General features: G+C 33.6%; 27 protein-coding genes. 16 read left to right on the top strand and 11 right to left on the bottom strand.

Annotation, left to right across the window (positions count from 1 at the left end):
* The first annotated feature begins 190 nt into the window (after positions 1-190).
* The 3 genes from DR980_RS14445 to DR980_RS14430 all read left to right on the top strand — a co-directional run bounded on the left by DR980_RS14445 (position 191) and on the right by DR980_RS14430 (position 3,346).
* Positions 191-967, top strand: a complete 777-nt coding sequence (locus DR980_RS14445; RefSeq protein ID WP_113637434.1) for a membrane metalloprotease — start codon at positions 191-193, stop codon at positions 965-967.
* 32 nt (positions 968-999) lie between these two features.
* The gene (locus DR980_RS14440) at positions 1,000-1,581 is read left to right on the top strand and encodes a porin family protein (protein WP_113637432.1); all 582 of its coding nucleotides are present in this window, start codon (positions 1,000-1,002) and stop codon (positions 1,579-1,581) included.
* A 277-nt stretch (positions 1,582-1,858) separates the two neighbouring features.
* Positions 1,859-3,346: an aminotransferase class V-fold PLP-dependent enzyme gene (locus DR980_RS14430; RefSeq protein WP_113637428.1), complete on the top strand. Its 1,488-nt coding sequence runs from the start codon at positions 1,859-1,861 to the stop codon at positions 3,344-3,346.
* Positions 3,347-3,442: 96 nt separating this feature from the next.
* On the opposite strand, the gene DR980_RS14425 is transcribed toward DR980_RS14430, so the two are convergent.
* Positions 3,443-4,312, bottom strand: a complete 870-nt coding sequence (locus tag DR980_RS14425) for a lysophospholipid acyltransferase family protein (protein WP_113637425.1) — start codon at positions 4,310-4,312, stop codon at positions 3,443-3,445.
* 114 nt (positions 4,313-4,426) lie between these two features.
* Here DR980_RS14425 and DR980_RS14420 point away from each other — a divergent pair, with 114 nt between their 5' ends.
* The 8 genes from DR980_RS14420 (at position 4,427) to DR980_RS14390 (ending at position 10,722) form a co-directional block, all read left to right on the top strand.
* Positions 4,427-5,065: a rhomboid family intramembrane serine protease gene (locus tag DR980_RS14420; RefSeq protein WP_113637423.1), complete on the top strand. Its 639-nt coding sequence runs from the start codon at positions 4,427-4,429 to the stop codon at positions 5,063-5,065.
* Positions 5,066-5,115: 50 nt separating this feature from the next.
* Entirely contained in the window at positions 5,116-5,805 is a 690-nt protein-coding gene (locus tag DR980_RS14415) for an SIMPL domain-containing protein (protein WP_113637421.1), read from the top strand.
* 559 nt (positions 5,806-6,364) lie between these two features.
* Positions 6,365-6,514, top strand: coding sequence for a hypothetical protein (locus DR980_RS16385; RefSeq protein ID WP_165151136.1), 150 nt, complete (start codon positions 6,365-6,367; stop codon positions 6,512-6,514).
* 16 nt (positions 6,515-6,530) lie between these two features.
* A complete protein-coding gene (locus DR980_RS14410; protein WP_113637418.1) occupies positions 6,531-6,773 on the top strand; it encodes a hypothetical protein in 243 nt (80 codons plus the stop codon).
* Between the two features lie 20 nt (positions 6,774-6,793).
* On the top strand, positions 6,794-7,174 hold the full coding sequence (locus DR980_RS14405) for a YchJ family protein (protein WP_113637416.1): 381 nt from the start codon (positions 6,794-6,796) through the stop codon (positions 7,172-7,174).
* A 91-nt stretch (positions 7,175-7,265) separates the two neighbouring features.
* The gene (locus DR980_RS14400; RefSeq protein WP_113637414.1) at positions 7,266-8,384 is read left to right on the top strand and encodes a vWA domain-containing protein; all 1,119 of its coding nucleotides are present in this window, start codon (positions 7,266-7,268) and stop codon (positions 8,382-8,384) included.
* Between the two features lie 60 nt (positions 8,385-8,444).
* Positions 8,445-9,908, top strand: a complete 1,464-nt coding sequence (locus DR980_RS14395) for an AAA family ATPase (RefSeq protein WP_113637411.1) — start codon at positions 8,445-8,447, stop codon at positions 9,906-9,908.
* Positions 9,909-10,128: 220 nt separating this feature from the next.
* The gene (locus tag DR980_RS14390; protein ID WP_113637409.1) at positions 10,129-10,722 is read left to right on the top strand and encodes a 2OG-Fe(II) oxygenase; all 594 of its coding nucleotides are present in this window, start codon (positions 10,129-10,131) and stop codon (positions 10,720-10,722) included.
* Positions 10,723-10,737: 15 nt separating this feature from the next.
* On the opposite strand, the gene DR980_RS14385 is transcribed toward DR980_RS14390, so the two are convergent.
* Positions 10,738-11,733 (bottom strand): metal-dependent hydrolase, encoded by a 996-nt coding sequence (locus DR980_RS14385; RefSeq protein ID WP_113637407.1) that lies wholly within the window; start codon positions 11,731-11,733, stop codon positions 10,738-10,740.
* A gap of 180 nt (positions 11,734-11,913) precedes the next feature.
* Here DR980_RS14385 and DR980_RS14380 point away from each other — a divergent pair, with 180 nt between their 5' ends.
* A complete protein-coding gene (locus DR980_RS14380) occupies positions 11,914-12,768 on the top strand; it encodes a DMT family transporter (RefSeq protein ID WP_113637405.1) in 855 nt (284 codons plus the stop codon).
* A gap of 34 nt (positions 12,769-12,802) precedes the next feature.
* On the opposite strand, the gene DR980_RS14375 is transcribed toward DR980_RS14380, so the two are convergent.
* The 3 genes from DR980_RS14375 to DR980_RS14365 form a co-directional block, all read right to left on the bottom strand.
* Complete coding sequence (locus DR980_RS14375; protein ID WP_113637403.1) at positions 12,803-13,363, bottom strand: 2'-5' RNA ligase family protein; 561 nt, start codon at positions 13,361-13,363, stop codon at positions 12,803-12,805.
* Between the two features lie 94 nt (positions 13,364-13,457).
* Positions 13,458-14,609, bottom strand: coding sequence for a saccharopine dehydrogenase family protein (locus DR980_RS14370; RefSeq protein ID WP_113637401.1), 1,152 nt, complete (start codon positions 14,607-14,609; stop codon positions 13,458-13,460).
* Between the two features lie 383 nt (positions 14,610-14,992).
* A complete protein-coding gene (locus tag DR980_RS14365) occupies positions 14,993-15,475 on the bottom strand; it encodes a hypothetical protein (protein WP_113637399.1) in 483 nt (160 codons plus the stop codon).
* A 584-nt stretch (positions 15,476-16,059) separates the two neighbouring features.
* Between DR980_RS14365 and moaCB the strand changes: the two genes are divergently transcribed.
* From moaCB to DR980_RS14345, 4 genes are all read left to right on the top strand, one after another.
* Positions 16,060-16,974, top strand: a complete 915-nt coding sequence (gene moaCB / locus DR980_RS14360) for a bifunctional molybdenum cofactor biosynthesis protein MoaC/MoaB (RefSeq protein WP_113637477.1) — start codon at positions 16,060-16,062, stop codon at positions 16,972-16,974.
* Between the two features lie 430 nt (positions 16,975-17,404).
* Entirely contained in the window at positions 17,405-18,952 is a 1,548-nt protein-coding gene (locus tag DR980_RS14355) for a GmrSD restriction endonuclease domain-containing protein (RefSeq protein WP_113637397.1), read from the top strand.
* Between the two features lie 57 nt (positions 18,953-19,009).
* On the top strand, positions 19,010-19,876 hold the full coding sequence (locus tag DR980_RS14350; RefSeq protein WP_113637394.1) for a protein NO VEIN domain-containing protein: 867 nt from the start codon (positions 19,010-19,012) through the stop codon (positions 19,874-19,876).
* 373 nt (positions 19,877-20,249) lie between these two features.
* Positions 20,250-21,560, top strand: coding sequence for a M28 family metallopeptidase (locus tag DR980_RS14345; protein ID WP_113637392.1), 1,311 nt, complete (start codon positions 20,250-20,252; stop codon positions 21,558-21,560).
* 410 nt (positions 21,561-21,970) lie between these two features.
* Here DR980_RS14345 and DR980_RS16680 read toward each other — a convergent pair whose 3' ends face one another.
* From DR980_RS16680 to DR980_RS14320, 6 genes are all read right to left on the bottom strand, one after another.
* Positions 21,971-22,132 (bottom strand): helix-turn-helix domain-containing protein, encoded by a 162-nt coding sequence (locus DR980_RS16680; protein ID WP_208630816.1) that lies wholly within the window; start codon positions 22,130-22,132, stop codon positions 21,971-21,973.
* A gap of 293 nt (positions 22,133-22,425) precedes the next feature.
* On the bottom strand, positions 22,426-22,728 hold the full coding sequence (locus DR980_RS16420) for a carboxymuconolactone decarboxylase family protein (RefSeq protein WP_208630815.1): 303 nt from the start codon (positions 22,726-22,728) through the stop codon (positions 22,426-22,428).
* A 4-nt stretch (positions 22,729-22,732) separates the two neighbouring features.
* Positions 22,733-23,593 (bottom strand): (R)-mandelonitrile lyase, encoded by an 861-nt coding sequence (locus DR980_RS14335; protein WP_208630814.1) that lies wholly within the window; start codon positions 23,591-23,593, stop codon positions 22,733-22,735.
* A 232-nt stretch (positions 23,594-23,825) separates the two neighbouring features.
* Positions 23,826-24,296 (bottom strand): cyclophilin-like fold protein, encoded by a 471-nt coding sequence (locus DR980_RS14330; RefSeq protein WP_208630813.1) that lies wholly within the window; start codon positions 24,294-24,296, stop codon positions 23,826-23,828.
* Between the two features lie 7 nt (positions 24,297-24,303).
* Entirely contained in the window at positions 24,304-24,708 is a 405-nt protein-coding gene (locus DR980_RS14325; protein WP_113637475.1) for a (R)-mandelonitrile lyase, read from the bottom strand.
* 104 nt (positions 24,709-24,812) lie between these two features.
* A complete protein-coding gene (locus DR980_RS14320; protein WP_113637387.1) occupies positions 24,813-25,991 on the bottom strand; it encodes an NAD(P)-dependent alcohol dehydrogenase in 1,179 nt (392 codons plus the stop codon).
* Positions 25,992-26,000 lie beyond the last annotated feature (9 nt).

The following is a 26,000-nucleotide window of genomic DNA, read 5'->3' as shown; positions in this document are numbered from 1 at the left end:
TATATAAAACGAACCCTTTCAAAATAACATTTGAAAGGGTTTTTTCGTTTGAAATATGATGGTATGAATTTTTGTTTAAATTATTGAAGACAATATTTTTAATCCAAAAGACGTTAGTTTTCGTAAATGACTGAGAGCATAAATCCGTGTTCGATTAAGATACTATCAAAACTACTAATTTAGAAAAACTTTGAAAAAAATATTTACATTACTCGCGCTAGGTTTGTTTCTATCAGTAACCTCCTGTTCAAATGAAGATGATCCCTTAGATAATCCAGTTGCAATAAATCCAGTAACTAATAAACAGCCAACAGGAAGTTCTGCCAACGATTTATTATCTGATAAAAAATTTAAGAGTATGGTTATTGAAGTGGTATATGTAGCTGGTTTTGAACCAAGCAGTACCTCAATTAATAATTTTATAAATTTTCTTACAGCAAGAACATACAACCCAAACGGTATTCGTGTTGTCAAACGTTCTATACCTTCGCCTGGAAATTCGCCTTACACAAATGAAGAAATTGTAAGTATTGAAGATGTGAACAGAACAAAATACAACAATGCTGATGAAATTGCAGTTTGGGCATTTTTTGCAGATGGAAAATCTTCGAAGGATACAGATACATCAGTTATTCTTGGAACGGCTTATAGAAATACTTCTTTTGTTATTTACGAACAAACTATTCGAAGTTTGAGTGACAGTCCATTTGAACCCAACAGAAGTTTGTTAGAAACAACAGTAATCACTCATGAGTTCGGTCACATACTAGGATTGACAAACCTTGGGACACCTTTGCAAAGCAATCACGAAGATGCAGAACATCCAAAACATTGTATAGAAAAAACGTGTTTGATGTATTGGTCTTCAGAAACAGGAGGCGGTATTTCTAACATGGTTTCAGGCGGTGCAGCTCCACAATTAGATGCGCAATGTATTACTGATCTTCGTGCCAATGGAGGGAAATAAAAGTAGAATTTGAATAATCAAAAACAAAAAAGATGAAAATAAAACAGATAACAATACCTTTATTCTTTTGTGTAATAACATCAATGAATGCGCAGGACAATACGATTCCTAAATCGAATGGAGGGATAAAAGGAGGTTATAATTTAGCAGCCGTAAGTTTTGACGGAGATGGAGAAACGGAGCAACGACACGGTTTTCATATAGGAGTTTATGGCGAGTCATTTATTAGCGAAAGCTTTTCTATTCAACCTGAATTAATGTATTCTCAACAAGGATATGAAATAACAAATAGCAGTGGGACTTTTACCCAAAAATTAGATTACATAAACTTACCATTAATGCTTAAAGCCTATCCTTCTAAAAATTTCTTTTTGGAAGTGGGTACACAAATTGGATTAGCAGTTTCGCACAAAGAAGAATACGATGGACTTTTTAGTAGTTCACAAGAATATGATCCTAATAATTTTGATTGGGGAATGAACTTTGGAGGAGGATTTAAAACGGATTCCGGTATTAGTTTAGGAGTGCGTTATCATTTAGGTTTAGGAGATTTATATGATGAAGGCAAAGCTCAAAATAGAGTGCTGCAATTTTCTTTAGGATTTGATTTATAGTTCTAGATTTTTTTAAGCCAAATTTGTTTCCTGTCATGGAGCGAGTTATTGGTGCTTTTCAGAAATATCGTTCCCGTTTTCCGTTGCAATCTTTTCCTTTTTAAAGAAAAAAGGAAAAGGATTTTCACTGCAACCGGGGCTAAATTTGGAAAAATGATTCTTTTTTTGGAAGTATTAAAAAATAGCATTACCGAATTTCATAACTGATCCTCAAATAAGTTTCTAATTTCAGAAATACCAAGAAAACCTATATCTTTGAACTCAAATTAGAGATACAATGATTACCAAAGAAGCGCCAACACAATTAGAGCAATACTTTCAACAGTTCCGCGATAACATAATCGGAATAGATCAAGAGTTTGAATCTCCTTACGGACATAAACAAATTATTTATACGGATTGGACGGCGAGTGGTCGTTTGTATCGTCCTATTGAAGAAAAATTAATGAATCAATTTGGTCCTTTTGTGGCCAATACGCATACTGAAACCACGGTTTCAGGAACTGCCATGACTAAAGCGTATCATCAAGCGCGTCACATTATCAAACATCATGTGAATGCAAGTGCTGATGATGTTTTAATTACCGATGGAACTGGAATGACGGGCGTAGTCAATAAATTTCAACGTATTTTAGGTTTAAAAGTACCAGAAAATTTAAAAAATTTTATCACTATTCCAGCTGAAAAGAAACCAATTGTTTTTATTTCGCACATGGAACATCATTCCAATCAAACATCTTGGTTGGAAACAATTGCCGATGTTGAGGTTATTCCTTCTTCGGAAGATGGATTGTTCAGCATAGAAAATCTGGAACTTTTATTAGAAAAATATAAAGAACGACCTTTTAAAATAGCTTCTATTACCTCATGTTCGAATGTTACGGGAATCAGAACTCCATATCATAAAGTGGCAAAAATCATGCACAAAAACAATGGACTTTGTTTTGTGGATTTTGCTTGTTCAGGGCCTTACGTGAAAATCGACATGCATCCTGAAGATGTTGAAAGTTATTTAGATGCCATTTTCTTTTCACCACATAAATTCCTTGGAGGACCTGGAACTTGCGGAGTTTTGGTCTTTAATAAAAAATTATACCAAAATTTAGTTCCTGATAATCCAGGTGGCGGAACGGTAAGTTGGACGAATCCTTGGGGAGAACACAAATACATTGATAATATTGAAGATAGAGAAGATGGTGGTACTCCGGGTTTTCTTCAGGTCATAAAAACTGCATTAGCTGTTCAGTTGAAAGAGCAAATGGGAATTGAAAATATCTTAAAAAGAGAGCACGAAATCGTAGATTATATTTTCTCGGAATTAGGGAATGTTTCCAATATTAAAATTCTTGCAGGACAGCATCATGATAGGCTAGGAGTGATTTCTTTCTTTGTGGAAGATTTACATTTTAACTTGGGCGTTAAATTATTGAATGATAAATTCGGAATTCAAACTCGTGGCGGTTGCAGTTGCGCGGGAACCTACGGACACTTTTTATTGCATGTTGACCAAGAAACTTCCCACAAATTAATTGACGAAATTACTCTTGGAGATTTAATTAGAAAACCGGGTTGGATTAGAATGTCTATTCATCCTACAACTACAAATGCTGAAATTGAATTTGTTTGTAACGGAATAAAAGCATTGGCCGAAAATCATAAAACATGGGCTTTAGATTACGCATATAATCCTTCTACAAATGAGTTTGTCAATAAGAACGCGAAACCTTTAGAGGATGAATTGGTAAAAAACTGGTTTTCATTATAACAGAATTGAACTTTTAAAAATAAAAAAAATCACTAATTCAAAAGCGTATGTTTTTGAATTAGTGATTTTTTTTTAACTGAAAACAGCGACTTAATACTATCGCCTGTGTTTCCATCTTTTATGTGTCCAGAAATAATATTCAGGAGCTTCCAGAATTTGTTTTTCTACTTCATTAATGTACGCATCAGTAATTCCAAAATTAGGGACTGAATTAGGATTATCACTAATTGGGATAATTGTAAGTTCATAATATCCTCTTTTTACCTTTTTGACTTTTGCAAAAACAACGGTCATGCCATATTTTTTGGCCAGCATTTCAGGTCCTGTGTGTACTGGAACTTCTACACCCATAAAACTTTTCCAGTGAAATATTCTGTCTGCTTTTGGAGATTGGTCACTCGCTAGTCCATACACGCAGTTAATATTGTTTTTTTTGTTAAAAGCAATCAATGGAATTGTCTTGCTAGTAGGAACTAATTCCGTGTTGTATTTAGAGCGAATATCTCTTACGAGTTTATCAAAATATTTATTTGCTAATTTTTTATAAACGGCTACTCCTCGAAAAGATATTTTTTGATTCAATGTAATCAGCCACTCCCAACTTGCATAATGCGAAGCGATAAGCATGATACTTTTGCCTTTTTCTTCGTAATCCTTCATGACCTCCAGATTTGTGATTGTAAATCTTTTGTTCATTTCTTCCGATGAAATTGTCATGGTTTTTATCATTTCCATAAACATATCGCATAAATGATGATATGATTTTTTTTCGATAATAAGACGTTCTTCTTCATTAAGATGCGGCAAAGCCAAGACTAGGTTTGTACGAACAACTTTTCTACGGTATCCTATCACGTGGTATACTAAAAAGTAAACTACATCAGATAAACCATAAAAAATACGAAATGGCAGTATAGAAACGATCCAAAGAAAGGGGTAAGCAATAATAAAAATAAGGAATTGCATGCAGAATTTTTTATGCAAATATAATGTAAAAATGATTGTTGAGATAAAATTTGACAGCTTACTATATCCGTATTTTAGAATGACTATCTTTACAATTCACAATAAATATACTTTATGAATACCGTTTTAATAGTAATAATTGTAGTAAATGTTTTAATTAGTTATAAAGGATTTAATGATCTTTCTTTTTTTAGAAAATACGAATTTCATGTTGGAAGTATTCGTTCCGGTGAACAAATCAGAATGTTAACGTCTGGTTTTCTGCATGCTGACATGACGCATTTGATTTTTAATATGTTGACACTTTGGTTTTTTGCTCCTGTCGTTATTAGTTATTTAGGTGATTTTTCGTTTTTGCTGGTCTATTTTGGAAGTTTGATTTTTGGAAGTTTATTAACAATGGTTTTTCACAAAAATGATTATGGTTATAGGGCTGTAGGAGCATCTGGAGCTGTAACAGGAGTTTTATATTCGGCAATATTGCTGCAGCCTGATATGATGTTGGGCATCTTTTTTATTATTCCAATGCCTGCTTACATTTTTGGAATCCTTTATTTGCTGTATTCTATTTACGGAATGAAAGCTAAAAATGATAATATTGGTCATACGGCACATTTTGGTGGTGCGGTGGGAGGTTATTTAATCACTTTAGTAAAAGAACCAACTTTGTTAGTAGACCACACTTTGATGGTGGTATTATTGGCAATTCCAATTATCATTCTTTTTGTGATGGAAAAGATGGGGAAACTATAATGGCACAACTTTTGAAAAGCAATTAGTACAAACAATTAAATAATAAAAAAATGAAAAAAGCACTATTTATTCTGTCCATTCTATTTATTTCTATGTCTTATGGACAAGAAGTGAAGCAAGTTCCTCAAGTTAATGTTAATGGAGAAGGGAAAGTAAAGGTTGTTCCAGATCAAGCTACTATTGCGGTAACTGTTGAAACTAAAGGAAATAATGCCAAAGATGTAAAAAAACAAAATGATGAAAAGATAGAGGCTGTTATAAAATTTATCAAAAAAATGAATTTGGCACCGGCTGATTATAAAACACAACGTGTTGCATTGAATCCACAATACGATTACGAAAAAAAGAAACACAGCTACAACGCAACTCAAACTATTGAAATTCTTTTGAGAGATTTGTCAAAATATGATGAATTGATGGAAGGATTGGTAGACCAAGGAATTAATAGAATTGATAATGTTACTTTTCAATCTTCAAAACTAGCGCAATATCAATCGGAAGCTAGAAAATTAGCAATGAAAGAGGCAAAATTAAAAGCGGAAGATTATGTGTCTGTTTTAGGACAAAAAGTAGGTCGTGCAATGACTATATCTGATAATTCACAAACGTTTTATCCGCAACCGATGTATTCAGCAATGAAAACAATGGAAAGAAGTGATGCTGATGCACCTAGAGAAACGCTTGCAGTAGGAGAAATCAATATTACAGCAAATGTAACTGTGAGTTTTATTTTAGAATAAAGAAATATTATTACGGTAATGTAGTTTAGAAATTTATAATTTCAGAATAGTTAAAATCGGAATAGGTTCGCCTATTCCGATTTTTTTTGTTTTTTTCTATCTCTATTTCAAGTTAAACGGAATAGGTTTGTTACAATAAAATATAACATAATTTGAGGTACAGCATGATGGTAAAATTTTATAAATGTTACTCAATGTTTTGTTAAGTTATTTAGTAATTCAAAATTATGAATTTCATTATATTGTGTGATTTTATGCTGTTGTTTACTCTAAATAATTACGCCTAATGGATTATTATTTTTAATAGTTTTCTGATCATAAAAAACTTTTTTATGAATCACTGGACATGATAAATGGTTATAGCGTGACAATTGTAGTATTAGCTATTTGAATATAAATAAATTGGTTTTTCATTCATTGGTATAAATTCCAAATTGTGATTGCAATTTTCTAACAAGAAGAAAGAATCAAATTAAATATAATTTTAGTTTAATAATAAAACCGAACTTTGCAGTAGTTTTAGATCAAGGAACAGATTTGATTATTAAAAAGGAAACACATGAGCAGAAATAACGAAAGAAATATCAAAAAGCATAACGATAAGTTGCACAAAGCACAAGATAAAGCCAAACAAGCCGTGCTGTTGCGCAAGGAAAAACTAAAACAAATCACTAAAAAATTCAATGAAGATAAGGCTTCAGAAGAATAAAATATAAACTCATATTATGGAAAAAAATAAATTTAACGAAGTGAAAAATGGAGTTCAGCAGATAATTGATTTTATTGCCGAAAAAAATGCAAAAGAAGCCAACAATAAATTAGTAGAAGTTAGCGAGGAGTTAGACGAACTTCTAGATTTTGCTGAGGAAGATGAAGATCTAATGGAAATAAGCCGTTATCAAGTATTATTGAATCAGCTGCATCAACGAATAGTAGGACTTAATGGTCAGGCAACAGAATCTCTTTAAACGATTATTATCAAAAAATAATGAGAAATAAGTGTTATTGCGGTTCCCATAAAATTTTTCAGGATTGTTGTGAACCAATTATAAAAGGTATTCAAAAAGCGCCGACAGCTGAATCCTTAATGCGTTCCCGATATTCGGCTTATGCAACTCATCAAGCCGATTATTTGTTGGAAACCACACATATTTCGGAACGGAAATACTATTCGAAATCCGACATTCTAAATTGGGCAACTTCAAATCAATGGCTTCAATTAGAGATTATAAGTGCTACAGAAAATACGGTTGAATTCAAAGCTTATTTTTTGGACAGCAAACTTCAAAAACAAATTCATCATGAACTTTCGACTTTCAAACTCGAAAATGGAAGGTGGTTCTATGTAGATGGACAATTTTTTAATTAGTTTCATTATATCCTTTTCACAGTATTGTTTTAACTAAAAATTAATAAACGTTTGTATTCAGTACATTTTTATTGATGTAATTTTATTGTCTATGAAAAATGATAATAAAAAAGGATTTTATTTCAAGCAATACGAAGCACCATTTCAATCTCCGTTTGATAAACTCTTTGGTATTTTCAAAGAGTTAATTACGCATACTTCTGGAGATTTTGATGAAGCAATCGATTGGTTGCGGGAATTAGATAAAGAATATAAACTGACCGATGAACACTACACAATCGATGATTTTATCGAAGATTTAAAGAAAAAAGGCTACATCCGCGACGAGCTCAAAGAGGATGGAACTTCGGGAATTGGAATAACTGCCAAGACCGAACGCGCCATTCGACAGCAAGCTTTAGATAACATTTTTGGTAATCTAAAACGTTCTGGAAGCGGGAATCACAAAACTAAACATTCCGGAAACGGTGACGAACATACCGGCGAATTTCGGGAGTTTCATTTTGGTGACGGACTCGAACGAATTTCATTGACCGAAAGTTTACGCAACGCCCAAATCAATAATGGAGTAGCGGATTTTATGTTAACTGAAAATGATTTGGTTGTCGAAGAAACACAGTATAAATCTCAGATGAGTACCGTTTTGATGATTGACATCAGTCACAGTATGATTTTGTATGGCGAAGATAGAATTACTCCTGCTAAAAAGGTGGCAATGGCTCTTGCTGAATTGATTACGACACGTTATCCAAAAGACACGTTAGATATTTTGGTTTTTGGGAATGATGCCTGGACGATTGCAATTCGGGATTTACCGTATTTAAAAGTGGGTCCTTATCACACGAATACGGTTGCAGGTTTACAACTAGCCATGGATATTTTGCGTCGTAAACGAAATACCAACAAGCAAATTTTCATGATTACCGATGGGAAACCGAGCTGTGTTCGCGAAAAAGACGGTTCCTATTACATGAACAGTAACGGGCTCGACGAATATATCGTTGATAAATGCTACAATCAGGCGCAACAAGCCCGAAAATTGCACATTCCAATCACTACTTTTATGATTGCAAATGATCCGTATCTGCAAAAATTCGTAAATAAATTCACGGAATCAAATCAGGGTAAAGCATTTTATACCGGATTAAAAGGACTGGGCGAAATGATTTTTGAGGATTATGAAACCAATCGAAAGAAGAGAATTAAATAAGTGATCAATATTCAGATTTTAGTGTTCAGTTGATCCAATAAATAACAATAAAGTAAAAAAATGAAAATAGAAAATATAAAAACACTCGGAGAATTAAAAAAATCAGGTTACGAAAGGAAAGGCATTAAAGATGAATTGCGTTCTAATCTTAGAGAAAAAATAAAATCTGGAAAACCAACATTTGATGGCGTTCATGGTTTTGAAAACACCGTAATTCCTGAATTAGAGCGAGCTATTTTATCACGTCACAACATCAATTTGTTAGGTCTTCGTGGTCAAGCCAAAACCAGATTGGCACGTAAAATGATTGAATTGTTAGACGAGTACATTCCATTTGTGACGGGTTCCGAAATTAATGATGATCCGTTGCAACCGATTTCCCGTTTTGCAAAAGACATCATTGAAACCAAAGGCGATGAAACTCCAATTTCTTGGTTGCACAGAAGCGACCGTTTTTTCGAAAAATTAGCTACGCCAGATGTTACTGTTGCGGATTTGATAGGTGATGTGGATCCAATAAAAGCAGCCAATTTAAAATTGTCTTATGCGGATGATCGTGTGATACATTTTGGGATGATTCCAAGAGCGAATCGTTGTATTTTTGTAATCAATGAATTACCGGATTTACAAGCGAGAATCCAGGTAGCATTGTTTAATATTTTGCAGGAAGGCGATATCCAAATTCGAGGTTTTAAGTTGCGAATGCCACTCGATATGCAATTTGTTTTCACGGCAAATCCAGAGGATTATACGAATCGTGGTAGTATTGTAACACCATTAAAAGATAGAATAGGTTCTCAAATATTAACTCATTATCCGGAAACCATTAAAATTGCCCGAACCATTACGGAACAAGAAGCAAAACTGGATGCAACGCAAAATGATATGGTTTACGTGCCTTCATTGGCAAGGGATTTATTGGAACAAATCAGTTTTGAAGCTAGAGAAAGCGAATATATTGATAACAAAAGCGGAGTAAGTGCGCGATTGAGCATTACTGCTTTTGAGAATTTATTAAGTACTGCAGAAAGAAGGGCTTTGAAGTCCGGAGCCGACAAAACAACTCTACGTTTATCCGATTTTATGGGAATTATTCCTGCCATAACCGGAAAAGTAGAATTGGTTTATGAAGGAGAGCAGGAGGGAGCTGCCGCTGTAGCGCAACATTTATTGGGCGATGCGATTCATACTTTTTTTCCGGCTTATTTTCCAAAGATTGAAAAATTAGAGAAAGAAGGGGTAAAAAATGTTTATACGGATATTATTGAATGGTTTTTTGCCGAAAGTGGTTTTGAATTATTAGATGATTGTTCTGATGAAGAATATGAAAGAATTTTGGGAAGTATCGTTCCGCTTGAAATTTTAATCAAAAAATACCAACCGCAACTGGAAAAAGAAGATAAATTTTTCATGAAGGAATTTATTCTTTGGGGATTGGTTGAATACAAGAAACTAAGCAAAGACCGTTTTTCTGAAGGCTATCAGTTCAAGGATATTTACGGTAGCTTTATCAGTAAACTATAAAGAACGTACTGTTTTTTACCATATAAGTCATTTAAGAAATCAATATTTTGTGGTTTCTTAAATGACTTTTCTGCTTAAAATTGATATTTTGTTTTTACTTTTCTTCTTGGTTACGAAAGAAGTTTACACTTTAATTTTTATTTATTTCAGAATCAAGCTTTAACGATTTTTATTAGTCTACCTTGTCCCGTTGGCGGTATTTTCAGTCAATGCAAATGTCATGGAAAATAGCTTTGAGGATTTAATTGCCTCTTATATTGAAAATAAAGTGGGGATATCTGAACATTTTTTGAGTACCGATTTGGCCAATAATCTAAAACAAAATTTAATTGTTTTGAACCAAAAAAGTCTCTTGATGGAAGCTGGAATTGGCAACTCAGAGAAAGTTTCTTATGATGGTGCGATACGAAGCGATTCCATTTATTGGTTGGATAAAAAACACAACAATGCATTCGAAAATGAATTCTTTGCCCAAATAGAAGCCTTTATTATTTATTTGAATCAAAGTTGTTATGCCGGAATAACGGGGTACGAATTTCATTATTCGTTGTACGAATCGGGTGATTTTTATTTAAAACATTTGGATCAATTCAAGAATAATCCCAGCCGAAAATATTCAATGATTAGCTATTTGAATAGCAATTGGCAAGAAAGTGACGGTGGTGAATTACTCATTCATCAATTGGATAACAATCAAAAAATATCGCCTACTCAGGGTAAAACTGTTTTCTTTAAGAGTGACGAATTAGTTCATGAAGTTTTGGTTACCCAAAATACTAGAATGAGTATCACAGGATGGTTGAAGAGTGATTGATATTTTAAAAAACTTCTAGTTTCCTTTCAATCGAATCACTATTTTTTGAAGAAGTCGCTTTCCGTCTCTTTTGTTTTTAGGGACTTCTACTGCTTTTAATTTATCGTTGTTTCTAATAAATTGATAACTGAATGCAAATTGCGGGTTTTTTGGGTTGTCATTTAACAATCCAAAGCGCAAATCATTGAAGTATAAAGATTGATTTTTTTGAGAAATGATATACCAGCCTTCACTGGCATTTTGGAGTTTCTCAAAATCCGAATTACCATTTAATTGCGATTCTAAAATTTTATTTTTGCTGTAAGCAGTGAACGAAATGGGTTGTGTGTCAAAAAGAGAATAGTCTCCCAATAAGTAATTTTCCTGAGTTGCAACATTAGCATTCCATAAAATGAGATTGAAAGCGGTGGGTTTAACGATAATTTCGGAATATTCTATTCCTTGTTTTAATAACGCTTTTTCAAATTGTTTCAAGGCGTATATTTTTATAAAACAGGACAAAAGCAAATAGGAACTACTGATGAATAATCCTCTGAAGATGTATTTTTTACGAAGTATGGTGTCTTTTGTTTTCCAGACCATAATCAATGAAATTACTAGTGGAATGGTGTACAGCGGATCAATTACAAAAATGGTTTTAAATGCAAACCGATAATCTAAAGGCCATAAAATTTGTGTACCCCAAGACGTAAACATATCCAATAAAACATGGGTAAATAAACACCAAAATGCCATTGCTGTTGCTTGCATGAAGTTGATTTTGGCTCTTTCTATTTTTGAAATAATCCAACCCAATAAAGGCGATAAAAACAGAAAAAGAAAAAGGGAGTGACTAATACCTCGGTGAATCAAGACTGCATCTACTGGATTTAAAAATAATCCCACAACAATATCTAAATCTGGAATTGTCCCCAGAATTGAACCGTATAAAACCGTTTTGTTTTTAAGTTTTTTGCCAGCGCAAACTTCGGCTATGGCAATTCCTAAAGCGATTTGAGTAAAAGAATCCATAATGCAAAAGTAGTGGAAATCATGGAATATCTTTATGACACGAATCTAAATGTTTGTTATTCACTGAACCGTTTAGTGCAAGCCATAATTTGGATGAAGAACGGAAGTTCATATTAAAATTTTATAAAAGCAGTATTTGAAAGGACAATATATGGTAATTTTGCACTCTAAAAATTTGCTATGTTATTTCTTATTTTAAGTATTATTTGCAGTGTTACTGTTGGAGTGTTGTTTAAAGTGGCTCGCAGATATGAAGTCAGTCCTGTTCAAATTGTTGCTTGGAATTATGTATTTGCGCTTATTCTTTGTTATTTTTTCTTCAGTCCTGATGTAACAAACTTAGTAACCTTGGCACCTTGGGGAATTTATATTCCTCTTGGGATTTTGTTGCCAGCTATCTTTCTTTTTTTGGCGGCTTCAATCAAACGGGTAGGAATTGTAAAAACTGATGCAGCTCAAAGGCTTTCGCTTTTTATACCCATTTTGGCTGCATGGTTGTTATTCAAAGAAGAATTCAATAACCTAAAAATCACAGCCCTTTTGATAGGTTTTCCTGCGTTACTGCTTATTCTAGCCAAACCTTCCGAAAAAACAGAAAATAAATGGATTTATCCAACGGTTGTTTTACTGGGCTTTGGAATTATCGATATTCTTTTCAAGCAAATTGCACTTCACACTACTTTACCATATACTACGTCATTATTTGTAGTTTTTGGAATCGCTTTATTCATTATGATTGGCGCCGTTATTTATGACTTGATAAGAACTAGAATTCCATTAAACTTCAAAAATATTTTTTTTGGAGGTTTGGTGGGGATTTTCAATTTTGGAAACATACTTTTCTATCTAAAAGCGCATAAAGCTTTCGCTGAAAATCCTTCAACGGTTTTTGCCGGTATGAATATGGGAGTAATAGTGATTGGAAGCCTTGTTGGAATTTTTGTTTTTAAGGAAAAACTAACAAAAATGAATTATGCAGGTCTCTTTTTAGCTTTGATTGCGATTGTTTTAATCGTAGTCTCGCAGACTGTTTAAAATAAAGTAAATCATATGAGCTAAAAAATTTCAGTTAAAAAAGCTTCCCTTGTATAAATTCAGGTTGCGGATTATTATTGAATGTAAAGGTATTCGTTATGAAAAACTGTTTTATAATAGGATTATACTCGCGAAGAACAATAGTATCGCATAAAAATGAAGTATTTACTGTTGTAAATAAGTGTTTTGCAATTTCAAGATTATCAGGTTTAAGTTTACGGGCAATAGATATATGAGGAGCACTACTTTTTTTTGTTTTTATGGAACGAAGCGATTTAGTAACTTTTTTCATTATCACTTTTAGCTTGATTTTGGAATCTTCATTGGGAGTAATAACAAAAGCGCCATTGGAATACGAATCAAAACCATTCAGATAAACTTCAAAAGGTTCAAAAGTATCACATAACAGGTTTAGTTTATTTTTGATAATTTCAATTGCAGCGTCGGTAGCTATGAATTCACAAATCGTAATATGAGCGATCGAATTTTTACTGTTAAACCATCTTACTTTCTCAAATAATTTTTCCTTCATAGCTTTTACTAATACTATTATGGTTTCCGAAGTATAGAAGGCTATTGAATATTTTGTTTCCATTTTGAAAAAATATAAGATGATGCAAAAAGGAAATCTGCTGAAAAGTCGATGAATTTAATTAAGATTTCAAACTACGTTACGATGTCTTAATGTTTTATTTAGTTAATACTTTACCATAAACGGGTACAATATAATTACCATTCAAAAAGGCTATCGGATTAATTTTGCTTTGGAGAATCACTCCGCTGAGAGACGATTCAAGCAAAAGTTGTGCTACTTGTGCTAATGGCGCTGCAGTTGTGGTTTGTATTGCCCGTAATTGATGTTTCCCAACAATTTGCGGAAGAATCCGCTTGGCAATTTCTCGTCTTCGTAAAATTCCTAATGCATCTTTCCCTTGTACGGCAGCATACAAAATAATTTGGTCATCCTCAATATGTGGAATTATGGCTTCCATTTTTTCTTGTAGGCTTTTAATGGTATCTGCTGTGTTATCTAAATCATTTAGTTGCGCTTGTATCCACGCATAATGTCCTGGATGACGTAATGTTTTGTAATCGAGTGAACCTACTTTTCCGGACAAAGCATCTGGCAAATCTGCAGCGCCACCGGAAGTGAGATCTTCCTCGTAGGTGATTCCGTCAATAATGATTGTGGCTCTTTCAGATAATGATGGCCGATTTGTTTTTTTGAAATCCCGAAGTACGATAGTGTCCTTTATATATTCAGTAGCCACACCCACGGGACTCCACGTAAAACCATAATAATGTGGAGCAACGGCATGATTGGTTAGCGCTCCAACTTTAAATTCCAGCTTATCTACAGCATCTACTTCAAAATCCTTGCAAAATTGTTGGAATAGCCCATTAGCGAGTAAATCGATATATCCTGGAGCTAAGCCGGTTTGAAGTACAAAACCAGTTTTGGCATCTTTTGCTAAGGCTATTATTTGTTCGGTTTCAGCAACATATTCTGTTAGGTTGGCGTAATGAAGGTTATAATCTTTTGCAAATTGCGCTATTCTTGGCGCTTGGCTGCCCGGTAAGCAGTCAAGAATAATGTCTCCTTGACTTAAGATTGCTTTCATTTCCTCGTTTAAACCATTTTCTGCAAGATGAAAATCTTGGATTAATCCATTTTTTGTTGTTCCTTCTTGAATCCATTGAGCTACTTTTTGTGCTTTTGAATGGGTTCTGTCACCAATGAAAATTGTTGGCGCTACGGTGCTCCATTCCATTAATATCAAACCAACAGCTTCGGCAATTCCGCCGGCTCCTGCAATAATAATAGTGTGATGTTTTTTCATATTTTAAAGATACTATTTTTTATTGGTTTAGAATAGTGATTTGGCAGTTAAGGAATATCGATTTCCTGTCAAGGATAGCAACAAAAAGCCCGCAAAGGAAAAAGTCCTTTTATAAAATAAACATGAAAACAGCGACCGAAGGAAGCTCGTTTGAAGTTTTATTTTATGGACTTATCCCTGCGGACTTGTAGTGAATAGCCTGCCCGGACAGCATACTTAATATGTAAATCAAGAATTTTGATACTATATTTCAATTAATTGATATTCTTTTAAAAGGCAAATAAATTGAAATGCATTTAAGGCTGCTATTTTCCAAAAAAACTTTTATTGTTTACTCTTTTTGGTTATCATCAAAGGGAGTATAACTAGACTCGAATCGTTCCTTATTCAGCTACACACTCAACCGCTGAAAACTTAAACTTCACACTTTCAAAGTCTATAGGTGAGCTTTTATCAAAATACGTGGCTCCCATAGTGTTTAGCATTTTTCCATTTCCTAAAATAAGTTGTTCTCCTCGTTTTAAAAATGCCATTGGGTTTTTAAATGTTATTTTTTTATCATTGCCCTGAATAAAGGTGTAGCTTGCAAATAGCGTGTCTCCACTGAATTCTCCAGCAATTTTTCCAATCTTTTTTGGGGTGTTAAAAAATTTCATCACCATCTCGCCGGTTATTTTTCCGTTTTTTAAAGTATTCATTTTTAAATCTATGGTATCTTTTTCATACATAGCTTTATAGCACTGGACACTTACAGGTTTTTCAACGGCGATTTTTTTAGAATTAACGACTTTTTCGTTTTCATTTTTTTTACAGCTTTGGAATCCTATACTGGCACACAGTATACATAAAAGAAGAGAGATTTTCATGGGACTAAATATTTAGTTATTAATTATTGCTAATTTAGTCAAAATTACGCTTTTATATTTTAAATAATATAAAATATTGGCTATCAGTATTTTGAATAGTTTTTTTAGTAGTTTATTCCCGTTTCAGATGTTGAGGTATGAAAAACGGAACAAATGGGAACACAATAAAACGAAACAAAAATCACAAACTTTAATTCGTAATTTCAATTGAACGATAGCAATTTTGTTCGATACGATATCCTTTTAGATGAGGAATTGTTACAGTATGCTATGCAGGCAGAAATCATTTTTGTGTGTTAGCGTTTTGGTCATGTCGTCTGATTAAAAGGCGGCGATCCATCTGTTTTGGAAGAGTAAGCGAAGAAATTGAATATGATGAAAAATTGGATTTAGAAATAGCGATTGTTCCCGGAATATCATCTACTAACGGTTTATTCCCAAAAGAAGAATGTAGAAGATGTGCCTACTTTTGGTAAAATAAATATTTGAAAACAGTACTTTTACGGGAAGGAAAATATTTAATAGTCTTAATGTCGGTTGTCGATAAGGATTGTCTTGAAACCTTAAATCTGAAACATAAAAAAATGGTTGATATCACACATAAAATAAGTACGCTCCGTTCCGCAACCGCAAAGGCAACAGTGATTGTGAGTCTTCAAGACACCATTGATGCCGTTGTGAATAATTTGGTTCCCAAAGGAAACGTACTGGAAATGGCTAAAACGGCAGGTTTATTTGCTGTGAAAAATACGCATTTATCGATTCCGGATTGCCATCCTATTCCAATTGAATTTACATCGGTGGAATATGAAATCAACGGACTGAGCATTGATATTATTTTCAATGTAAAAACGGTGTACAAAACTGGAGTAGAGGTCGAGGCGATGCACGGTGCTTCGATTGTGGCGCTTACCATGTACGACATGCTGAAACCGATTGACAAGAATATTGAGATTTCTACCATTAAATTAATCAATAAAGAAGGCGGAAAATCGTCCTTCAAAAATAGAGTTTCAACCGCCATCACAGCAGCGGTTTTCGTTTGTTCCGATTCTATTTTTGCGGGAGATAAACAAGATCGTTCGGGTAAAATAATTGTCGAGAAACTGGAAATTAGCGGAGTAGAAACGACGCATTACGAAGTCATTCCTGATGAAATTGATGTGATTCAAGAGCGAACTAAAGCTTTCGCCAAAGAAAATCAATTGATCATTTTTACAGGCGGAACCGGGCTTTCGCCAAGAGATGTTACGCCGCAGGCACTAGAACCTTTATTAGAAACCAGAATTTCAGGAATCGAGGAAGCCATACGCAATTACGGGCAGGAGCGCATGCCGTATTCCATGCTTTCCAGAACCGTTGCGGGAACTTTAGGAAATTCGTTGGTATTGGCTTTGCCGGGTTCAACCAATGGCGCAAAGGAATCCATGGATGCCATATTTCCTCATGTGCTGCATGTTTTTCATATTTTAAAAGGCAATAATCACGACACTAAATAAAGTAGTTTTAACGGATAATTTTTGATGAAAACATAACAATTTCTGTATTTTCTTAAGTGAGAAATGCAATTTGGGTTGTACGTAATTGTATGCCTGCTGTTGTCAGGAGCTTCTCCCGAAGTGTCTTTATTCGTTCTACTACCACCAGAAATAGTGGTTTTCCACCTGCATGAGTTTTCACTGCTACGGGACTAGGAATTTTGTGTAAAAAGACCTTGAATGTGGTTTCCTGTAAAGTTTACAAGTAAGAAGGAATTAGTTTTGAAAATAAGTTAATTATCAAAACTAATTTATCAGTTTTTCGGTGATTAATAGTATATTTGAAATAAGTAAAGTCTGACGATTATCTGAACTATTTATCTAATTTAAGAGTGATAAGTTTGATAGCGTCAGACTTATTACTAGTTAGGCACAATAATTAAAAAACTATATGGCAAAAGTAAACTTAGACGCAATTATACCAAGAGAAGATTTTGAAGTTACTGGAAATCAGAATTCAACGAATTTATTTAATTCCATTTCGATATCTAATTTTACAGGTGGATTTTTCTATCCTTTTTTAAGGAAACCTGATTTTCAAAGAGAAACGAATGAATGGGATGCAAAAAAAATTGTAGAGTTTGTTGAGAGTTATATAAATGGAGAATTAATACCTGCAATTATTTTATGGAGAAATAATTCAGGATTATATTTCGTAATAGATGGAGCTCACAGATTAAGTGCTTTAATAAGTTGGATAAAAGATGACTATGGTGATGGTGAAATTTCTAAAAAATTTTATGGAGATAGTATAAATGATGAGCATAAAGACATTGCTGAAAAGACAAGAAAAATTATCAATAAAAAAATTGGAAGGTATGAAGACATTATAAATGCTCCATATACTGATAAACCAAGTGAAAATTTAATTCAAAAAGCTAAAAACCTTGGTGCTTATTCAATTCAAGTACAATGGGTTGATGGTGATGCTAAAAAGGCTGAAAAATCTTTTTTTAAAATTAACCAACAGCCTTCAAAGATTGACCCTACAGAATTAAAAATTCTTGAATCTCGCAAAAAAGGTAATTGTATTGCAGCTAGAGCAATTATTCGTGGAGGTCAAGGACATAAATATTGGTCCGATTTTTCAGCGGAAATTCAAGCAGAAATTCAAAAATTATCTAAAGAAATAAATGAAATAATTTATAATCCGACATTAAAAACACCAGTTAAAACATTAGATATTCCAATCGGTGGAAAATTGGTTTCTGCTCAAAGTTTGCCTTTGATACTTGAATTTGTTAATATGGCAAATAATATCGCGGCAGACTTTTCGGAAAAGTTAAGCGACGATATTGATGGCTCAGAAACGCTAAAATATTTAAAAAACACTAGAAAATTGGCTTGGAGAATAAACAGTGTTCACCCTTCTTCATTAGGTCTACATCCAATAGTTTATTTTTATTCAATTGAAGGCAAACATAAACCAGCATCATTCTATTTCACTTTAGCTTTTGTTATTGAGTTAGAAAAGAAAAACAAATACAAAGAGTTTATAGAAATAAGAGATAAATTTGAAGATTTCTTGTTAAACTATGATTATCTGATACAACAAATATCTAGAAAATATCGAAGTGCTTTTGCAGCAATTCCTCACGTAGTTGATTTTTACTTTGAAATTCTGAATAAATTAAAAATTGAAGAAGACGTAAAAAAAGTGATTGATGAGATTATAAAAAGTGAAAAATATAAGTATTTAACACTACAAACATTACTTGAATATAAAGACATTTACAGAAACTTTACTACAGATTCGAAATCAGAAGTTTTTATTAAAGAAGCAATCAAAAACGGCATTAAATGTAGTATTTGTAATGGGTTTATCCATAAAAATTCAATCTCAATTGATCATATTGACAGAAAAGAAGATGGAGGTAAAGGAAATGCAGAAAATGGACAAATTACGCATCCCTTTTGTAATACAACATATAAAAACTAAATATTACTGTGTGCCACTGCTACCGCCCCGCTCGTGCCCGTAATTAAACCCAACATAATGAGTACAAATTTTAAATTTATAGAAGACGAAAAGGAATTGGTTCAATCAACTATTGAGTTTTTTGGTAAACCTCAATTTTGGAAAGCAACTATTGGAAATGCACCTAAATATTTTGTTCATATTCAAAATGGCAAACAACACATTTTTGGACTTTCGAAATTTTGTGCATTTAAAAATATTACTGTAGAGGATTATATTGAAAGTTATAGGTACAAAACTGATGGAGGTTATACACAGAAACATATTGCAAAACGTACTGGCAAAGAGTGGATTCCACGAAAGAGGATCCAAAACGATATACGTGAAGAGTTTGACAATTGGATTACTGAATTTCATCCAAATTACACCCTTGACAACGCGTCGTTTATTACAATATCTTTAAAGGAAAAAGTAAAATTCCCTAAAGTAAAATTTACCGACCCTAAAACTCTCGAAGAAAAATTAAAGTTACAAAGAGAAATTGGAGAAATCGGAGAACTTATAGCATTTACTTATGAAATAAATCGTTTAAATAATATTGGTATAAAAAATCCAGAAAAATATATAGAGCATACTTCTAAAATAAATTCAAGTGCTGGATTTGATATAAGTTGTTTAGTTAAAAAAGACAATAGATTTATAGAAGTAAAATCATCTTTGAATGACGATTTGGATTTTTTTATAACAGAAAATGAATATCATACACTTGAGCAACTTGGAGAACAAGCCTTTATATATTTTGTTCATATTACAGACCTCATTAAAAAGAAGGGAAAAGTATTTCGAACTTTAAGAAATCCAATTGAAGAATTAAATATAAATGGAAATTTAAAACCAATAGCATATAGAGCAACTTTAGCCAAGTCTTCTGATTATATATCCTGAGTTAGGTACGGAAACTTATCACTGTATTGTGTCAGAAAGATAGGTTTGCAAAAGTGAATAGAATAGATAAATCAATCTACTTGATTTTTTTTCTTTTGTCATTATGAAAAAATATCGTGGTCCCTAGCCCTGATGGAAGCGGCATCCTCGTAATCCCGACGCTTCGGGATTGCGAGATACAGCGGACAGCAGGAGGTTTCGTTCTTGAGAACTGCAATCGTTCTGCTCCTAATTGTAAACAAGTTCTAAAACCTTTTTATTTTAGAAACAGGCTTTACGCTTAAATGCTACTATTTTTAGTAGTTTTACTGTAACACATTTTCAATACTGCACTCTTATCTGTAGAATTTATTGTTATTAAACGTTATACTTTATGAAAAAAAATATTTTAAGTGCTGTTGTACTTTGCTCGGCTTGCATGATGCAGGCACAGTCCATCAATAAAATTATCAAAATAAAACACGTTACCAAAATAGAGAAAGTACTTTCGGCAGATGATATGCAAGGCCGAAGAGCGTTTACTCCGGGTATCGATAAGGCTTCCTCTTTTATTGAATATGAATTTAAGAAAATAGGGTTGCAAACATTTAACGGTGCAAAAGATTTTAAGCAGGAATTTTTCATGACTGAGTCTAAAAATGTTTCATTAAAGGTGTTGATTGATGGTAAAGTGATAGACAAAGCGGATGTGGTTTCTTTTTCCTACCAACCGCAAATTGCCATGACTGAAAAAAGTGATGTTCAGGTTGTAAAAATAAATGCCGGAGATAAATTTGGCCCAAAGTTTTACGAATATTACCAAAGCGGAAAAAACCTTTTGGTGCTTGTGGATGCTTCTTTTAAAGCCCGAATTCCAAATGTGAGACACATTTCGCAAATGAGCGCTAATCCTGAGGGAAATACGGTGGTATATGTTTTTGGTGCTACTGAGGCGACTCAGTTTTCAATAGAAGGCACCAATACTGTTACAAAAAAGGCACTGAATAATGTAGTAGGGGTATTGAAAGGTAAAAGTAAACCCAATGAATATGTAGTGTTTTCAGGGCATTATGACCATCTGGGTATTGGTTCTCCTGCTGAGGGGGAGCAACATGATGCAACGGATTCTATTTATAATGGTGCCAATGACGATGCAGCGGGAACTACAGCCGTAATCATGCTGGCCAAGTATTTCAAGAAACTGAACAATAATGAGCGTACGATAGTGTTTACCGCATTTGTAGCAGAAGAAATAGGCGGGTATGGTTCCCAATATTTTTCGAAACAATTAAATCCGGATCACGTTATGGCGATGTTTAATTTGGAAATGATTGGAACCGAATCAAAATGGGGTAAAAATTCGGCTTATATTACTGGTTTTGAAAAATCTAGTATGGGAGCAATTCTTCAGAAAAATTTAGAAGGATCAGCATTTAAATTTTACCCAGATCCTTATCCGGAACAACAATTATTCTATCGTTCCGATAATGCGACTTTGGCAAAACTGGGTGTTCCTGCGCATACGATTTCTACGTCTAAAATGGATAGCGAACCGAATTACCACAAAGTAAGTGATGAAATAGAAACTCTAGATATGGTGAATATGACCGAAATTATTAAAGCGATTGCCATTAGTTCTTCGACTATCATTAAAGGAAAAGATACGCCATCAAGAGTGGATAGCAGTGCTTTGAATAGAAATTAGATTGTTTCTTCGGACATTTATTGATAATTGGAGTTTTATAGTAGTAATGGGTACTTGTTTTACAATCTTATTTTGTAGAATAAGTACCCATTTTATATTTTAAAAATAGGTATAATTTATTGTAATTCTGCCTTCACATTATACTGATTTTTATTCAAAATACTTTTTATAAACTCAAAAGTAGAATAGCTTCTTTGGTTTTGCTTAATGCCGTCCCTTATGAAGTACTCCTTTGTCACATTTACCAACAATTTCATTCATTTTTGAAAGGGAAACAGATTTGTTTTCAAAAATGATTTGAACTATTACTTGATCCCCTTACTATTTTGTATGTCATTTTTTGTTTTCTAAAAAATTTAGTTTGGAATCAAAGCTGATAAAACCTATGTAGAAATTTTAGCTTTCGAGAATCAAATATTACGGAATTTTAAAGGACTCAGTTTAACATGTTTTTTAAAGAAGTTGTTAAAATGTGTAATTTCCCGAAAACCTAATACAAAGGCAATTTTGCCTACTGTCCAAACGGTCTGTTTTAATAAAATTTTAGCTTCTTGTATAAAACTTTTTCGCAATTAATTGTGGAAGTGGTTTTACAAGAAGCAACCTTAATGGCACGATTTAAATGAGTGGTATGAATATTGATTTTCACAGTTTTATTAGCATATTCAACTGTAATTTCTTCTTTTACGATTGATAACTTATAGTAATTAAATTTAATATATAAAACTGATTTACAAGTTTTTGAAATTAAATAATCTAATTTAAATATATTTAAATGACTACTTTCACTTGTGATATTTTCGGGCAAGAGGTCGTATTTTCAATTGTAAAAATCAGATGTTGTTCTGTACTTTTTATCTCTGTTTTATTTTGCTGGCACTGTCTCGTTTAAACAATTAATGGCGTTTAAAGTTCTCGGATAACCCACATACGGAATGAGGTGAGTGATTAAGTTAATGATTTTCTGTCTGTCATTTCCAACTTTTACATTCCCTGCAATATGTCCCTTTATTTGACTTTCGGTTCCACCCATTGCGATGAGGAATGAAAGCGTAACCATTTCACGCATTTGAATGTCTAAACCATCTCTTGTAATGAAATCACCAAAGCAATTGGCAGACAAATACTGCTGGATGTGTAGTAAATCTTCTGGCGAATTTCTATACATATCGTCAATGAGATCGCCAAAAATTTCTTTTTGTTTGGCCAATCCTTTTTTCCATTCGGGTTTCTGGTGTAGTGGTAGATTGACTTTCGAGAGGCAAAGCAATATTACGTTCGGTAAATATTTCGTTAGTTGCAGAAATGAAATCATTCACTTTTGAAATTCCCACATAAGGAACCGATTGGTATAAAACTTCTTTGATTTCGATGGGTGTAACATCTACATTCAAAGCTACATTCACAAATATTTTATATTCGGTTAAAGCTTGACTTCCTATGGTCGAAGCCAAAATCACTAAAGTTCTAGTTTTCAAATCCATCGCATCATGATTGATTACCTCATCAAAAGCAAAATTGTCGAATACTTCTATTAAATCCGGATCTTTTTCTTTTGTTTTAGAAATGTATTCGGGCCATAATTTTTCGTGGTTCATAATTGCTGCTGCGGATAATGTATTTTCAACTTCATATGCAGGAGCTTTGAAAGTGTTATAATCTGCATCACTTACTGGTTGCAACCATTCGGTTTTATCCTCATCCTGATTCAGTACAAGAGCAATGTGTCGCATAGAATTATGGTGTGAAGCTCCGTGCCAATGTGTTGCGTTTTTTGGAATTTTAATCACATCACCTTTTTGTATCAATTGAATGGGTTTGCCTTTTTCCTGATAGTAACCAATACCTTCTATTACAAGTAGAATTTGTCCAGATTTATGGTTGTGCCAATTGGTTCTGGCTTTAGGTTCGAATGTTACCATTGCCATATTGATGTTGTACCCTTCTTCCGGGGTTACATTCATATTTACCCAAACGGTTCCTGTGAAATAGGTTACCGGAGCAGCTATTCCTTTATCTGTAAATTTCGTCATTTTCTAATTTTTTTTTCGCTTGTGCTTATGTACTAATTGTCTCGGTTAAAAAGAATGTAGCACGTTAAAAATACATTTTGTCTATCGTACAATTTTTATTGAGTTATTTGTTTTTTTCTATGATTTTAGAAAGAATTTTTTTCCATTGCAAAGGTCTGAATATTTAAGAATGGTATTGTTATACAGATTATGGCTTCTCTAACTATTATTAAGGATTGTATAGGTTTTCCAGTTACTCCAACTCCAACTTAATTGTAACATTTCCTGAGCCTAAAGCAGCAACAAGTCCTGTTGTATTATCAATTTTACCTAGTCTCGAATAACTGTACGAAGTATTGAGGTTTTCATAGAAAAGTACCAAACAATTATTGCCATAAAGCATTAAATCTCCTACTTGAATGGATCCTCCTGGAGACGCATTGGAGGGTAAAGTGGAAGCGAAATAAAAAAACTTTTCATTTCCATTCAACTCACTCATATTGATGGTCATAGGCAAAATTGTTTGGAATGCCGCTGTGGTTTCATCGTCAGTGAGAGTGGCTGTAAAAACGCTAGTGTCAATTGTTATTTTCATTTTGCTTCCAATTGGATTAGTAGTGTTTCCGTTGGTTTGATTTGTGATTGTTTTCTCCTCTTGGTTGCAACTAGCGAGACTAACAGAGAAGGAAATAAAAACAAAAATGGTTGTTATTAAATTTTTCAATGCAATTTTATTGTGGGTTTACTTTGTTGTATTCTTCGTCAGATACAGGCTGTAACCATGTGACCTGAACGTCCTCTTTGTAATTGGTAATGGCAATATGAACCATTTTGCTTTTTGCCGATGCGCCGTGCCAATGTTCTACATTTTCTGGAATATTCACTACATCGCCTTTTTTAATCGGTTGAACTAGTTTTCCTTTTTCCTGATAAAAACCTTCTCCTTTAGTTATAATCAATACTTGTCCTTTGGGATGTGTGTGCCAATGGGTTCTTGCATTAGATTCAAAAGTGACACTTCCTACTGAAAAATCATTGTTGTTGTCTTTGGCTATTAATGGGTGCAAAAATGCGTTTCCGGTAAACCACTCATTTGGTAATTGCTGTCCTTTTGGGAATATTGCTGCTGTTTCCATTTTCTTTTCTTTTTTTATACTGCAACTTGTAATTACGATTGTCGCAAATATTAATGATATAATTTGTTTTTTGTTCATCGATTATAGAAGTTCTCTTTCTTAAATTAAATGGTTGCCGCATCAATTACATATCGGTAACGCGCATCTTTATTGACTACTTTTTTCCAAGCATCATTGATTTCTTCCGCTTTAATGATTTCTATTTGTGGATAGATTTTATGTTCTGCACAATAATCCATCACCTCTTGTGTTTCGGGAATACCACCAATTAATGAAGCGTTAAAATTGACTCTATTAAAAATCATATTGAAATTATTAATCGTCAGTTCACCGTTAATGGGTTGTCCTACTTGCGTAAAAAATCCATAAGGTTTGATACAATCGATATAAGCAGACATTTCGTAAGCATAAGGAACGGTGGAAATCATAAAGTCCAATTTTCCTTTCCAAGGTTTTAAATCTTCTCCAGAACGAACAACAATCACTTCCTTAGCTCCAAAACCTTTGATGTCATTCACTTTTGAAGGCGAAGTGGTAAACGCATATACTTCGGCACCTTTTGAAACTGCTAATTTTACCGCCATATGTCCCAATCCTCCAATGCCAACTACGCCAATTTTATCGGCTTTTTTCATTTTTACTTTCATCAATGGCGAATAGGTTGTAATCCCAGCACAAAGCAAAGGCGCTGCAAATTTCAAGTCCATATTTTTAGGAATTTTAATGGCAAAATGTTCAGTTACCACGATATTATTCGAATAGCCACCTTGAGTAATTCCTGTTGGTGATGATTTTTCGGGTGAACCATAAGTGCCTGTCATTCCTGTAGTTTCGCAATGATGTTCTTCACCGTTTTTGCAACTGTCGCATTGCATACAACTGTTTACCATACAGCCCACGCCAGCTTTATCGCCTAATTTAAACTTGGTAACGTTCTTCCCAACTGCAGTAACGATGCCCGCAATTTCGTGTCCCGGAACCTGTGGATATTGTTGTTTCCCCCAATGCCCTTTGATGGTATGAATGTCAGAATGGCAAATGCCGGAGAACTTGATGTCTATTAAAATATCATTGTCACCAATAGCTCTGCGTTCAAAATTCCATAACGTTAGTTTTCCTTCTTCGTCTTTACCTGCGTAACCTTTTGATTTAATGGTGCTCATAGTTTTTGTATTATCAGTTTGTGAAAAAAGAGCAATTGGGTTGGCAAGCACTAGACCTGCTCCTGCAATTGCGCTTTGTTGAATAAATTTTCTTCGAGAATTATTGCTATTGTTGGACATACTATTTTT

Origin of the sequence: Flavobacterium psychrolimnae, from assembly GCF_003312425.1 — a bacterium.
In the GTDB taxonomy this organism is placed as follows: Bacteria; Bacteroidota; Bacteroidia; order Flavobacteriales; family Flavobacteriaceae; genus Flavobacterium; species Flavobacterium psychrolimnae.
The sequence above is the reverse complement of the archived record's forward strand: the minus strand, read 5'-3'. Positions and strand labels throughout refer to the sequence as shown.